We start from the raw sequence: 12,105 nt of genomic DNA on the forward strand, positions 1-12,105 counted from the left end.
GGGCCCGCCATGACCGAGAAAACTCCCGTTCCCGCCGCCGAATGTACCGACATGGGCCAGGTCCGTGCTGCGATCGATGGGCTCGACACGCTGATCGTCAGCCTGCTGGCCGAGCGGATGCGCTATATCGAGGCCGCCGCGCAGATCAAGCCGAACCGCGATGCGGTGCGGGACGAGGTGCGCAAGGCCGAAGTCATCGCGCATGCGGTCAAGGTCGCCGACGATCGCGGCTTTCCGCCGAAGCTCGCCTACAGGCTCTACGATCTGCTGGTCGAGGGATCGATCGCGCACGAATTCGAAATATTTGACGCCCGCGGATCCTGAGTGCGGCTCAGGCCACGTCCTTGGTGGTGACTGTGGCATCGGACTTCGCGGGCAGCGCTCCCGGTGACTGCGTGCCGAGCAGATCGGGCTGGTTCTCCGGCGCGATGCCGTAGCTGGGCGGCCAGGCTTTAGGTGGAACATGATAGGTGCCGAAGATGCGGTCGTAGATCGGCAGCGTCGACGCATAATTGTGATTGGGATGATCGCTCCGCGAATGATGCCAGTGATGGAAGCGCGGCGACGACAGGATATGCTCGATCCATCCGAGCCGGACGTTCAGGTTCGCATGGATGAAAAACCCCCAGAAGGTTCCTGCGAGCAGCACGATGATGGGGATCATGCTGCCCGACCCCGAACCGGGAATACCGAAACCCACAATGTTGACGAGCGTCAGCCCGAACATGCGGGTGAAGATGATGTCGATCGGGTGGGCGCGGGTGTTGACCAGCCAGTCCATCCGGACCGGCTCATGATGGATGGCGTGGTAGCGCCACAGCCAGGGTACCTGGTGCATGATCCGATGGCCCCAGTAGAAGCCGAATTCGCCGACGATGAGGGCGAACAGGATCTGGAGCCCGATCGGCAATCCGATAACCCAGAGCGTATAGGCGGCGGGCAGCAGGTGCCGCATGACCGCCGCGAACATCGCCAACGGGAGCGACAGGATGAAGATCGGGACCAGTCCCGACAGGAAGAAAAAGCCGACATCGGTCAGCATCTGGGGCCGAAGACTCGACTGACGATTGACCGCGAACGCTCTTTCGAGCGGAACGAACAGCGCCGTCAGCAGGCACAGCCACGCGCTCAGGCTGAGCATCACCTTCACCAGGGCTGGAAGACCATCGAGCAGTGCCATTGTCCAGCTTTCTCTACGCCTTGGGATCCCCGCGAACGAGCAGGCAGTCGAATTCGATTCCGGCCAGCTTTCGATCATGACTGACGACGAAGAAGCCCGCTGGCGTGAACCCCAACTGCTCTAGCTCGCTCAGCGTATCACGGTAATTCTGGACGCCCTTGTAGATCGCGTGGATCGGCAGTTCCATCTGGAGCGCCTGGACCCGATGCAGGATGCCCGTCGCGCCGCGGACGACCTGAACGTCGAAGCCCTGCGTGTCGCTTTTTAGGAAGATGTTGCGGCCTTCGACGCCCGAGAGCGCCCGGTCGAGCCGTTTTACCGGCACAAGGTGCCGCGCCTTGATCTGGTTCTGCTCGTCGAACTGATGGAAGGCGCCGTTATCGGGTTCCAGAAAGGAGGAGAACTGACTCCCCTCCATGACGTTGAAGGTCAGTTCACCGTCCTCGCTGCCGAGGCCGCAATGCTGAACGGTCCACCGTTCATCGGCCCGGGCGGCATCATCCAATATGATTGCGAGTTCCGGCTGGGGCTCAAAAGAGACGATGTCACCGTCAAATCCCGCTTCAAACCGCAGGAATTGACGATACTGGCCGATATTAGCACCAACATCGACGATCAGATCGATGGCATGTGCTTCGATTACCTGTCGCGTCAGTGTCGCGAGCGCGAGATTGGGCTGGCGCCACTGCGCGGTTACACTGTAGCCTAGCTTCGCCAGGAAGTCGTTTGCAAGAGACGAGATGCCCTTCATGCTTTTACCTTCGATTGCCTGTCATACGAGCCCACCGCGCTGGCGACCTTCCGGAGCCGGGATGCCGGACATCCCACATCATGCCGCCCGTCAGGGTCTGCATCAATGTTGTTCGGCGACCAGGGCATGAAAAACGCACCTGCGGGTCGAAGCGAATAGGGGACGAATGTCGATCGAGTTTTCCGTCATTGTCCCCGCTTTCAACCGTGAGGATCTTGTCGATGAAACGCTGGCCACAATATTTGCCCAGGTGCATCCGCCCTCGGAGGTCATCCTGGTCGATGACGGGTCGACCGACGCAACCGTAGAAAAGGCCGCGGCCTGGCCGGGCTGCAAAGTCATAATCGTGCCGAATGCGGGCGCCGCCAATGCTCGACATGTCGGGGTCCTGGCATCCAGCCGCGCGTGGCTGGCCTTTTGCGACAGCGATGATCTTTGGCAGCCTGATCATCTCGAAGCGATCGCCGCGGCCGTGCAATTGCGCCCGGATGTAGCCTTCGTCTTCACCAACTTTGTCTATTTCACCGAAAAGCAGCGGAAGGCGACGACCAAGTTCGATGAAGCCCCGGCGGGATATTGGCATCGCTTCTCGAAGCCGGGAGCCGATGTCCTCGTTGCCGAAGCGCCGATTTTCGATCAAATATTGCAGTTTCAGCCGATCTTTCCGAGCTGCACCGCGATGACGAGGGACTTCTACGATACTGTCGGAGGCTATGATCCCTCTTTCGGCCGGCTGCCGAGCGAGGACCTCGAATTCACCCTGCGTTGCGTCATCAAAGCGCCCGTGGCTGCGTTCGCTCGTCCAACCGTGGCCATTCGCCGACATGACGGCAACCACTCGGCCGATCATATAAAACAGTTGTCGGGCGAAGTGGAGATTCTGGCCCACAGCAAATCCGCCCATCGCATTGGCGAAGCCGAACGACAGGCGCTCGGCATTGCGATCGCGGAACGCGCGTCTCAAGCCATCGATGGGGCGTTTGCCAAGAAGCGGTGGCTCCTTTTGCGGCGGCTCGTACGCCATCTCCCCTGGGATCGGTATTCGATCCGCCGATCGGTCAAGATCGCGATTGGCCTGGTCGCCGGAATGGCAGGGCGCCAGACGCAAGGGCACCGCTGAACGGCTTTCGGCACCTTTGACGGCTGTGCTCAACATCCGTGGCGGCTGATAACCCGGTTTCATCCTGCTATGGTGGATGCGATTATTCTGTCCACGGCGCTTTGAGTAAACGACTCTTCCCACACGCCTCGGGCTGCTTTTGCCAGAGAGCGGCCCAGAGCGGGGTCTTCCAAAAGTTGATGACAGGCGCGAATGAACCCGGCTGCGTCGTCGAACTCGATGTAATGCGTTCCATCTTTGATGCCCAGGCCACGCACGCCAACCGGCGTCGATAGGACGGGACGACCCACGGACATGGCCTCGATGGTTTTTATCGAGGTTCCGCCTCCATAACGTATCGGAATCACGCATGCGTTGGATGCCGAATAATATGGCGTGAGATCAGGCACGTTAAGATGGAAGGAAATGCCCGGCATATGCCGGATATTTTCTATATCGTGGTCGGATCCGCGCCCTACGATGGTCAGTGTGATATTCTCTGCAAATTCTTTGCGCAATGGTTCCCATATTTCAGAAATAAACCACGTTACCCCGTCCATGTTGGGATGATAATATAATGAGCCAACAAAAAGGAGGTCGATTTTATTCCGATATTTCGGCGCCGGCAGGGGCTTATCCTGTGTAATATTTGGCAGGATGGCCGCTATATGATTAGGGTTTCTGCCGTTTATTTTCTTTATGTCCTCATGCGAACAAACGAAGACACCAGAAGATGAAGAAATTACCTTGGCTTCTATAAATTTAGAAAAAAATAGCTCTATGGTTCTGGCAACCAGGGTCTGAACACCGTCCGAGAATTTTTTAAGTTTGATGTTACGATAAACGAAATCTGAATTTATGTCGTCTACGTCTACATAGATCCGGTAATTTTTGATATCTTTCAATAGAGATGAAACCAGAAAATTAGCACATAAAACTCTATTCGCGAATATTATCTCATAGTTTCGAGAAATTATTCGATCTCTCAAGATTTGTTTGTCAGCACTGTCTAGCCACGCGACATGTTCCGAAAATCCAAAAACGGTCCTCACAATGTTTTTGTCAAATATAGGAACCGATAATCTCTTATTATTTCTTTCCATTCCGATGGAGCCAAGCCAAATATCATCTGCAGTACATTGATCATTTTCTCGGCATAAGATTAGTGTATCAACAACGCCTATCTTTTCTAACGCCTCTAAATGAGAGGCGCAGCGTTGTTCCGCTCCCGAACCATTTTTGTTCGGTCTTGTCATTGAGACATACAGAATGCGTTTTGTCATAGGCAGTCCGTTGGAGCGGACGCAGTTCTTTGGGTGGGCGAGCAAATTTGTCCCAGTGGTCGCCCTGAAACTGGCGATCGAAAGAGCCTAGGCGGCTGTCGGCCGTCGAGGCCGGAAAGTAGAAGCGCTGGTTCCCCAGCGAAAGCCAGTGACGACGCCGTGAAAGGCGCGTCGAAAATCACCGGGCCGTCATATATGCCGGTGATCAGACAATTTGGGCGCAAAGGGGGCGTCGGGAAGAGAAGGCATGCCGCCGACGCATGACGCCGCCGATCAACCCGAAGCCGATCAGGACTGTGGCCCAGGTCGAAGGCTCCGGAACCCCCGAGATCGACCTCTCAAGGTTCAGGCCGTCGATCAGCGCGAAGGGCGGCTGTCCGAGCGGCGCGCCATAAGCCAGCAACGAGAGAGTCTGGGTTGAACTGGTTGCGACGAACGAGGTTGTCTCCAACTGCCAGGGGACGAATCCGTGACTTGTATTTGAAACGGTTGACGTCGTGAAAAGCCGACCGCTCGTGAAACTGGCGCGGCCATCCGCCGATGGAGAGAAGTTGAAGCTGCAGGTGCCGAAGCAGATTGTCCAGCCTTCGTTGGTGTCGCCGTTGAAACCCTGTTGCTGAGCCGCTGCCCAGTAGAAGGTCAGCGCGTAACGGGCGCCTGGAGTCAGACCTGTCAGCGTCTGGGAGATCGGGGCATTGCGATAGGCGCCGTCCGCCGCAATAAAATTGCCGCCAGTCGGGCTCGTGGTCAGTCCGTTGGCCGAACCGTTGCTTGGACCCCACAGGCTAAATTGAGCCGGGATGCTCCCGTCATCCGGATCGGGGAAGGGCGTGGTCGCCCCGACCGTATCCGCATCACCCGGCCGCATCACGAAATTGTAGCCAGCCGTGTTCCAACCCGTAACGACCTGCGGAGTGCCGTCAAAGGGTTCGTTGCTGCCGTCAGGATTGGTATCGGTGCCGAAAATCGACGATCGGTCCTCACTGATCATCTCGAAGTCGCCGTTGACGAGCAGATTCGCCGCCTGCAACGGTCCCCCGACGGCACAGACAAACAGCGCCACCAGCACGGTGAGCAGTCTATTACGCATGATACCCCAACCCCGATCACAGAACGCGTGGATGTTGGGTACACTGTTTTGGAGTGAAGTGCAAGATTCCGCTGAAATCTGCGATTTACAAGTAGTTTACAATGGTGATGAGCACGCATCAACCATGTAAACCCAGTGATCTAGGCGATATATTGGCCGCGACGCAGCATTTCAGCGTCGGCGCGGCTTGTCGATCGTACTGAGAACTCCGCGCAATGTCCGTATTTCCTGAGCGTTCCACGCCGGCTTGGTCAGCAGGCTGCGCAGTGTCCGCCTCGTGGTGGGCGCGCGGTCCGGGGGAAAGTAGTAGCCGGAGGCGTCGAGCATCCGCTCAAGATGGTCGATCAGGCCATCGAGTTCTTCTTGCGGTGCAGGGGGATCGAGGTCCACCGTAGGAGGCGATGACAATTCCATGCCCTTGGACCATTCATAGGCGACGAGGATCACCGCCTGGGCGAGGTTCAGGCTTCCGAACTCCGGATTGATCGGCACGGTGACGATCGTCCGGGCGGTTGCGACGTCGTCGGTTTCCAGGCCAGACCGCTCGGGCCCGAACAGGATCGCCGAACGGCCGTTCTCCGCATGGATCGCAACGGCCGCCGCCTCGGGCGTGACGACCGGCTTGGTAACGCCGCGCTTGCGGACTGTCGTCGCATAGACATGCACGCAATCGGCGGTCGCCTCGGCAACGCTATCATATACCTGCGCCCGCTCGAGCACGATGTCCGCGCCCGATGCGGCGGGGCCCGCGTCCGGATTGGGCCAGCCGTCACGCGGGCTCACCAGCCTCAACTCAGTCAGCCCGAAATTCAGCATCGCGCGCGCGGCCTTGCCGATATTCTCGCCGAGCTGGGGGCGGACGAGCACGATGATGGGGTGGCGGGCGTCTATTTGCCGCCGCCGAAGTTCTTCCCGCTCATCCTGAGGAGAGGCTGAGCGTGGCGAAGTCTCGTCTCGAAGGATCCTCGACTTCTTGGCGAGCCGCGTAAGGGCAGACCAATTACCATCGATCAGCGCCTGCTTCTTGAGGCGCGACCAGCCCTTGATCTGCCTTTCCACCGCGAAAGCCTGATCGCTTTCCGGAAACTCCTCGGACCAGACCAAACTGACCGGGCGGCGGTTCTGCGTATAACCGGCGATGGCGCCGGACTGATGCTGAGCGACCTCGGTCAGCAGATCATCGGAGTGACCTACGTAGAAGCTGTCATCGGCGCAGCGGAGCATATAGGCCCAGAAACTCACTTCAAGGGTCCTTCGATACGGGCCTTCGCCAAGCTCAGCCCCTACTCAGGACGAGCGGGCCGACGAATATGGGAGGGAAGCTGGAATGCTCATTCTCGCCCAGCCTCACTCACAGCCCCCGCGAAATCTTCGAAATCCTTGGCTTCGCGGAAATCCTTATACACGCTGGCGAAGCGGATATAGGCGACGCTGTCGAGCGCCTTGAGGCCGTCCATCACCATCTCGCCGACGGCGCTGGCGGGGATCTCATTGTCGCCCATGGTTTCGATCTGGCGCTGGATCGCGGTCGCCAGCCGCTCGATCCGAACGGGATCGACCGGGCGCTTGCGGCAGGCGATCTGGATCGAGCGTTCGAGCTTCGAGCGATCGAACGGCTCGCGCCGGTTCTCGCTTTTCACCACCGTCATCTCGCGCAGCTGGATGCGCTCGAAGGTGGTGAAGCGCGCGCCGCACCCCTCGCACTGCCGCCGCCGCCGGATCGCCGCCCCATCATCGGTGGGGCGGCTGTCCTTCACCTGGCTGTCGTCGTGGGCGCAGAATGGGCAGCGCAATTATAGCTCCGGATAGATCGGGAAGCGATCGCACAGCGCCTCGACCCGCGCCTTGACATCGGCCTCTGTCCGGGCGTTGCCCTCGGCACCGTTCTTGGCGAGGCCGTCGAGCACATCGGCGATCATGTCGGCAATGTCGCGGAACTCTGCCGGGCCGAAGCCGCGCGTGGTGCCCGCGGGCGAGCCGACGCGGATGCCGCTGGTCTTGACCGGCGGAAGCGGATCGTTGGGCACGCCATTCTTGTTGCAGGTGATGCTCGCGCGCTCGAGCGCTTCGTCGGCGTCGCGGCCGGTGACGCCGATCGGGCGTAGATCAACCAGCGCAAGATGGGTGTCGGTGCCGCCCGAGACGAGATCGGCGCCGCGTTCCTTGAGACGTGCGGCAAGCACCTTGGCGTTCTCGACGACGGCGGCGGCATAGGATTTGAAGTCGGGCTGCAGTGCCTCGCCAAATGCGACCGCCTTGGCGGCGACGACGTGCATCAGCGGGCCGCCCTGGAGGCCGGGGAACACCGCCGAATTGATCTTCTTTGCGATCGCCTCGTCGTTGGTCATGATCATGCCGCCGCGCGGGCCGCGCAGCGTCTTGTGCGTCGTGGTGGTGACGACATGGGCATGGCCGAACGGGGTGGGGTGGACTCCGCCCGCCACCAGGCCTGCGAAATGGGCCATGTCGACCATGAACAGCGCTCCGACCTCGTCGGCGATGGCGCGGAAGCGGGCAAAGTCGATGTGGCGCGGATAGGCCGAGCCGCCGGTGATGATCAGCGTCGGCTTGTGCTCTCGGGCCAGCGCCCCGACCTGGTCGAAGTCGATGCGGTGATCATCGGGCCGCACGCCATATTGCACGGCGTTATACCATTTGCCCGACATCGCCGCCTTGGCGCCATGAGTCAGGTGGCCGCCGGCGTCGAGGCTGAGCCCCATGATCGTGTCGCCGGGCTTCGTCAGCGCGAGCATCACCGCGCCGTTGGCCTGGGCGCCCGAATGCGGCTGGACGTTGGCAAAACCGCAATCGAACAGCTGCTTGGCGCGGTCGATCGCCAACTGCTCGACCACGTCCGACGGGTGGCAGCCCTGATAATAGCGCTTGCCCGGATAGCCCTCGGCATATTTGTTGGTGAACACCGAGCCCTGCGCCTCAAGCACCGCCTTGGAAACGATGTTCTCCGATGCGATCAGTTCGATCTGCTTCTTCTCGCGCGTGATTTCCTGCTGGAGGCCGCCGAACACTGCGGGGTCCGCCTGCGCGAGGCCGCGCGTGAAGAAGCCATCGGGCTGGACGTCCGAAAGGGTGGCGGCGGGATGGCTGCTCATGCGGGTTCCTTGTGGAAGCGGGGGTGAGTGAGTTTGTCGACGCGGCGGGCGTGGCGATCGCCCCCAAAGGGCGTGGACAGGAAGGCGGAGGCACAGGCCTTGGCCTGCTCGATGCCGATCAGCCGGGCGCCGAGCGCGATGACATTGGCGTCGTTATGCTCGCGTGCGAGCCTGGCCGACAGCACTTCGGACACCAGCGCACAGCGCGCCGCCGGATGGCGGTTCACCGCGATCGAGATGCCGATGCCGGAACCGCACAGGGCAATGCCCTTGGTCGCTTCGCCCAAGGCGATCGCCTCGGCGAGCCGGTAGCCATAATCGGGATAGTCGACCGATGCCGTGCTGTCGGGGCCGAGATCGCGAACCTCATGGCCTTCTTCGCGAAGCCACAGGACGAGCGCGGCCTTCAAGTCGAACGCGGCATGATCGGATGCGATGGCGACGATTTCTGCCATATATCCTGTCCAGTGCTGACGAGTCGGGTGCTGGCCGGTCTCTAGGGATGATAGCCCGTTATCGCAATGCCGGCCTCCATCATAATAGGCGCCGTCATCTTTGCTGTTGACCTCGCCTGCGATGATCTCTTGAAGCGGCGGCAGTCGCGCATGGGAGCTGACCCGATGAATATCCGCACTTCTGCCTGTCTTGGCGCCAGCCTGGCCGCGGTCCTCCTGCTGGCCGCGTGCGCCAAGGGCGAGGATGCCCATCCGATCGACAATGTGACGGTCGCCGATAACATGGCCGCCGACGAGATGATCGACGACGTCGATCCGACCGTCAACAGCGCCGCCCCTGCGCTGCCGACCGACGCCTGGATCGGCAAGTGGATCGGTGTCGAGGGGCTGATGCTCGATATCCAGCCGGCCGGCGAGCGCGGCCATTATATGCTGAGCGTGACCCTGCTCGACGGCACCAACAGCTATGACGGCACCGCCGATGGCGACATGATCCGCTTCATCCGCAACGGCCGGACCGAGAGCATCCGGGCTGCGACTGGCGACGAGACGAGGCTGAAATGGCTGGCGGGCAAGCAGAATTGCCTCATGATCCAACAGGGCGAGGGCTTCTGCCGCGACGATGCGGTAACGCCGCCACCCGCTCGGCCCTGAAGAGCTCAGCCTTGAAATGGCCGGTTTTGGGCGGTAGGGCGCGGCGATGACCAAGCCCGCTCCCCTGATGTCCGCCAAGGAGTTTGCCGATCGCGCGCGTCTGATCGTGGAGACGATGCAGGGCCATGCGGCGCACCGCGCGATCGATCTGCTGACGAACGATGTGCTTCGCGGCCTCGGCTATGGCGAGGGCATCGAGATTTTCGAGGCGATGGTGGGGCATTGGCACAATGCCGAGGCTGTCTATCCGCACGGCGGGCGTTGCCCCGATTGCGAACGCGAAGCCGAGGCCCGCGCAGCCGCCTGAGCGCTACCGGCCTTTGCAATTCGACAGGGCCTTTTCGATTTGAAAGCAAGCGCCGGGAAGCGTCCCGGCTTCGTGGATGCCAGATGATCGCACAGGCAATATGTGCGAAAGGTATCGGTGATGACGTTGATGATCGATGATCCGCGGTGGGAAGCGGTGCTGGCGCGGGACGCGCAGGCAGATGACTTCGTGTATTCGGTGGCGACGACGGGCGTCTATTGCCGCCCGGCCTGTGGCGCGCGAACGCCCAACCGGCGCAATGTCGCCTTCCATGCCGATGCGGCTGCGGCCGAGGCTGCGGGGTTCCGGCCCTGCAAGCGCTGCCGGCCCAACGAGGCGCCGCTTGCCGAACGCCAGGCAGCTTTGGTCGCAGCCGCATGCCGGCGCATCGAACAGGCCGAGGAGGCGTTGTCGCTCGACGAACTCGCCGATGGGGCAGGACTCAGCCCGCATCACTTCCACCGCCTATTCCGCAGCATCACCGGTCTGACGCCGAAAGGCTATGCCGATGCCGAACGAGCCCGAAGGGTCCGCACGGCGTTGGGGAGCGGGACCCAGGTGACCGAGGCGCTCTACGAGGCGGGGTTCGGATCGAGCGGGCGATTCTACGCTGCCGCCGATGCCGCGCTGGGCATGCTTCCTGCGGCCTATCGCAAGGGCGGGGCGGCCGCCGAGATCCGCTATGGCATCGGCGCGTCTTCGCTCGGGCGGGTGCTTGCGGCGGAAAGCGAGCGGGGGATTTGCGCGATCCTGATCGGTGACGATGACGACGCGTTGGTCGAGGATCTCGGACGGCGTTTCGCCAATGCCCGGATGATCGCCGCCGATACCGCCTTCCAGGAAAAGGTCGCACATGTAGTGGCGATGGTCGAGGAACCGGCACAGGGGCTCGCGCTGCCGCTCGACATTCGCGGGACCGCTTTCCAGCGCCGCGTGTGGCAGGCGCTCCAGGCGATTCCGGCCGGCGAAACCCGCAGCTATGCCGAGCTTGCCAAGGCAGTCGGCGATCCCGCTGCGGCGCGCGCCGTTGCCGGCGCTTGCGCGGCCAACCATCTGGCCGTGGTGGTGCCGTGCCACCGGGTGGTGCGTGGCGACGGCTCGATCTCAGGCTATCGCTGGGGCGTAGAGCGCAAGCGGGCACTGCTGGCGCGCGAGGCGCGGGGGTAAGGCTTCCCCGGCTGCGGCATGACAATAAACCGCGATTGTCCGGATGGCGTTCCTGCCGGCTGCCCGATATGCCCGCCAGATGAACGCCACCGCTCCATCGCCGGGCCTGCCGCTGCGCCATTTGCTGCTGGCACTCGCGGTAGTCGCGGTTTGGGGCACCAACTTCGTGGTGATCCGGATCGTGCTCGACGATCTGCCGCCCTTGCTGTTCGCAACCTTGCGTTTCTGCTTCGCGCTGCTGCCCGCGGCACTGTTCATTCGCCGGCCGGCGGTTTCGTGGAAGGCGCTGGCCGCCTATGGCGTACTGATCGGCTTCGGCCAGTTCGGGCTGCTCTATATCGCGATGCATGGCTATATCTCGCCGGGCCTCGCCTCGCTGGTGGTGCAGAGCCAGGTGTTCTTCACGATCGGGCTCGCGATGGTCTTCACCGGGGAAAAGGTGCGGCCCTTCCAGATCCTTGCGCTGGTGATGGCGACGATCGGCATTGCGATCATCGTCGAGCATGGCGACAGCAACGCCACGCCGCTGGGGCTCGGCCTGGTGCTGGTCGCTGCAATGAGCTGGGCCGGGGGCAATCATGTCGCCAAGGCTAGTGGCGCCACCGACATGCTGGCTTTCGTCGTCTGGGCGAGCCTGTTCTCGATCCCGCCGCTGTTAATCGGTTCGCTGCTGATGGAGGGCTGGCCCGCTATCAGCGCAGCGATCGCGCATGCCGGACCCGCAGCCTGGGCAGCGGTGCTGTGGCAGTCGATCGGCAACACCCTGTTCGGCTACGCCGCCTGGGGGTGGTTGCTATCGCGCCACCCCGCCGCGACGATCACGCCGACGGCTATGCTGGTCCCGGTATTCGGCATGGGCGCCTCGGCGCTGCTGCTCGGCGAGCCGCTGCCTTCATGGAAGCTAGCAGCGGCGGCGCTGGTGATCGGCGGATTGGCAATCAACGTCCTCTGGCCGCTCGCGGCGAAGCTGCCCGGATATCCCTGGCGGTGTGGGGCGACGAGCTAACCG

Annotated in this window: 14 protein-coding genes; 6 read left to right on the forward strand and 8 right to left on the reverse strand. The window is 61.7% G+C overall.

Annotation, left to right across the window (positions count from 1 at the left end):
- Positions 1-9: 9 nt before the first annotated feature.
- Entirely contained in the window at positions 10-324 is a 315-nt protein-coding gene (locus AAC645_RS02185; RefSeq protein WP_340313498.1) for a chorismate mutase, read from the forward strand.
- Between the two features lie 7 nt (positions 325-331).
- Here AAC645_RS02185 and AAC645_RS02190 read toward each other — a convergent pair whose 3' ends face one another.
- Together AAC645_RS02190 and AAC645_RS02195 are read right to left on the reverse strand one after the other, a co-directional pair.
- The gene (locus AAC645_RS02190) at positions 332-1,180 is read right to left on the reverse strand and encodes a sterol desaturase family protein (protein ID WP_340313500.1); all 849 of its coding nucleotides are present in this window, start codon (positions 1,178-1,180) and stop codon (positions 332-334) included.
- A 13-nt stretch (positions 1,181-1,193) separates the two neighbouring features.
- The gene (locus AAC645_RS02195; protein ID WP_340313501.1) at positions 1,194-1,931 is read right to left on the reverse strand and encodes an FkbM family methyltransferase; all 738 of its coding nucleotides are present in this window, start codon (positions 1,929-1,931) and stop codon (positions 1,194-1,196) included.
- Between the two features lie 166 nt (positions 1,932-2,097).
- On the opposite strand from AAC645_RS02195, the gene AAC645_RS20375 reads away from it, so the two are divergent.
- Positions 2,098-3,051 carry a glycosyltransferase family 2 protein gene (locus AAC645_RS20375; RefSeq protein ID WP_422785784.1) on the forward strand — a complete coding sequence of 318 codons (954 nt, stop codon included), beginning with the start codon at positions 2,098-2,100 and terminating at the stop codon, positions 3,049-3,051.
- A gap of 59 nt (positions 3,052-3,110) precedes the next feature.
- Here AAC645_RS20375 and AAC645_RS02205 read toward each other — a convergent pair whose 3' ends face one another.
- The 6 genes from AAC645_RS02205 to rpiB all read right to left on the reverse strand — a co-directional run bounded on the left by AAC645_RS02205 (position 3,111) and on the right by rpiB (position 8,968).
- Positions 3,111-4,313, reverse strand: coding sequence for a glycosyltransferase (locus AAC645_RS02205; RefSeq protein WP_340313503.1), 1,203 nt, complete (start codon positions 4,311-4,313; stop codon positions 3,111-3,113).
- Positions 4,314-4,518: 205 nt separating this feature from the next.
- Positions 4,519-5,403 carry a PEPxxWA-CTERM sorting domain-containing protein gene (locus AAC645_RS02210; protein WP_340313504.1) on the reverse strand — a complete coding sequence of 295 codons (885 nt, stop codon included), beginning with the start codon at positions 5,401-5,403 and terminating at the stop codon, positions 4,519-4,521.
- A 171-nt stretch (positions 5,404-5,574) separates the two neighbouring features.
- The gene (locus AAC645_RS02215) at positions 5,575-6,645 is read right to left on the reverse strand and encodes a TrmJ/YjtD family RNA methyltransferase (protein WP_340313505.1); all 1,071 of its coding nucleotides are present in this window, start codon (positions 6,643-6,645) and stop codon (positions 5,575-5,577) included.
- An 89-nt stretch (positions 6,646-6,734) separates the two neighbouring features.
- On the reverse strand, positions 6,735-7,196 hold the full coding sequence (nrdR, locus tag AAC645_RS02220; RefSeq protein ID WP_340313506.1) for a transcriptional regulator NrdR: 462 nt from the start codon (positions 7,194-7,196) through the stop codon (positions 6,735-6,737).
- A complete protein-coding gene (gene glyA, locus AAC645_RS02225; RefSeq protein ID WP_340313507.1) occupies positions 7,197-8,513 on the reverse strand; it encodes a serine hydroxymethyltransferase in 1,317 nt (438 codons plus the stop codon). It lies immediately after the preceding gene.
- On the reverse strand, positions 8,510-8,968 hold the full coding sequence (gene rpiB / locus AAC645_RS02230; RefSeq protein WP_340313508.1) for a ribose 5-phosphate isomerase B: 459 nt from the start codon (positions 8,966-8,968) through the stop codon (positions 8,510-8,512). Before rpiB ends, glyA begins: the two co-directional genes overlap by 4 nt.
- Positions 8,969-9,133: 165 nt before the next feature.
- On the opposite strand from rpiB, the gene AAC645_RS02235 reads away from it, so the two are divergent.
- The 4 genes from AAC645_RS02235 (at position 9,134) to AAC645_RS02250 (ending at position 12,102) form a co-directional block, all read left to right on the forward strand.
- Positions 9,134-9,622, forward strand: a complete 489-nt coding sequence (locus AAC645_RS02235; protein ID WP_340313509.1) for a hypothetical protein — start codon at positions 9,134-9,136, stop codon at positions 9,620-9,622.
- A 46-nt stretch (positions 9,623-9,668) separates the two neighbouring features.
- Complete coding sequence (locus AAC645_RS02240) at positions 9,669-9,929, forward strand: hypothetical protein (RefSeq protein ID WP_340313510.1); 261 nt, start codon at positions 9,669-9,671, stop codon at positions 9,927-9,929.
- 120 nt (positions 9,930-10,049) lie between these two features.
- A complete protein-coding gene (gene ada, locus AAC645_RS02245) occupies positions 10,050-11,096 on the forward strand; it encodes a bifunctional DNA-binding transcriptional regulator/O6-methylguanine-DNA methyltransferase Ada (RefSeq protein ID WP_340313512.1) in 1,047 nt (348 codons plus the stop codon).
- A 43-nt stretch (positions 11,097-11,139) separates the two neighbouring features.
- Positions 11,140-12,102 carry an EamA family transporter gene (locus AAC645_RS02250; protein ID WP_340313513.1) on the forward strand — a complete coding sequence of 321 codons (963 nt, stop codon included), beginning with the start codon at positions 11,140-11,142 and terminating at the stop codon, positions 12,100-12,102.
- Positions 12,103-12,105: the final 3 nt, after the last annotated feature.

Source organism: Rhizorhabdus argentea (assembly GCF_037861105.1).
GTDB classification, from domain to species: Bacteria; Pseudomonadota; Alphaproteobacteria; order Sphingomonadales; family Sphingomonadaceae; genus Rhizorhabdus; species Rhizorhabdus argentea.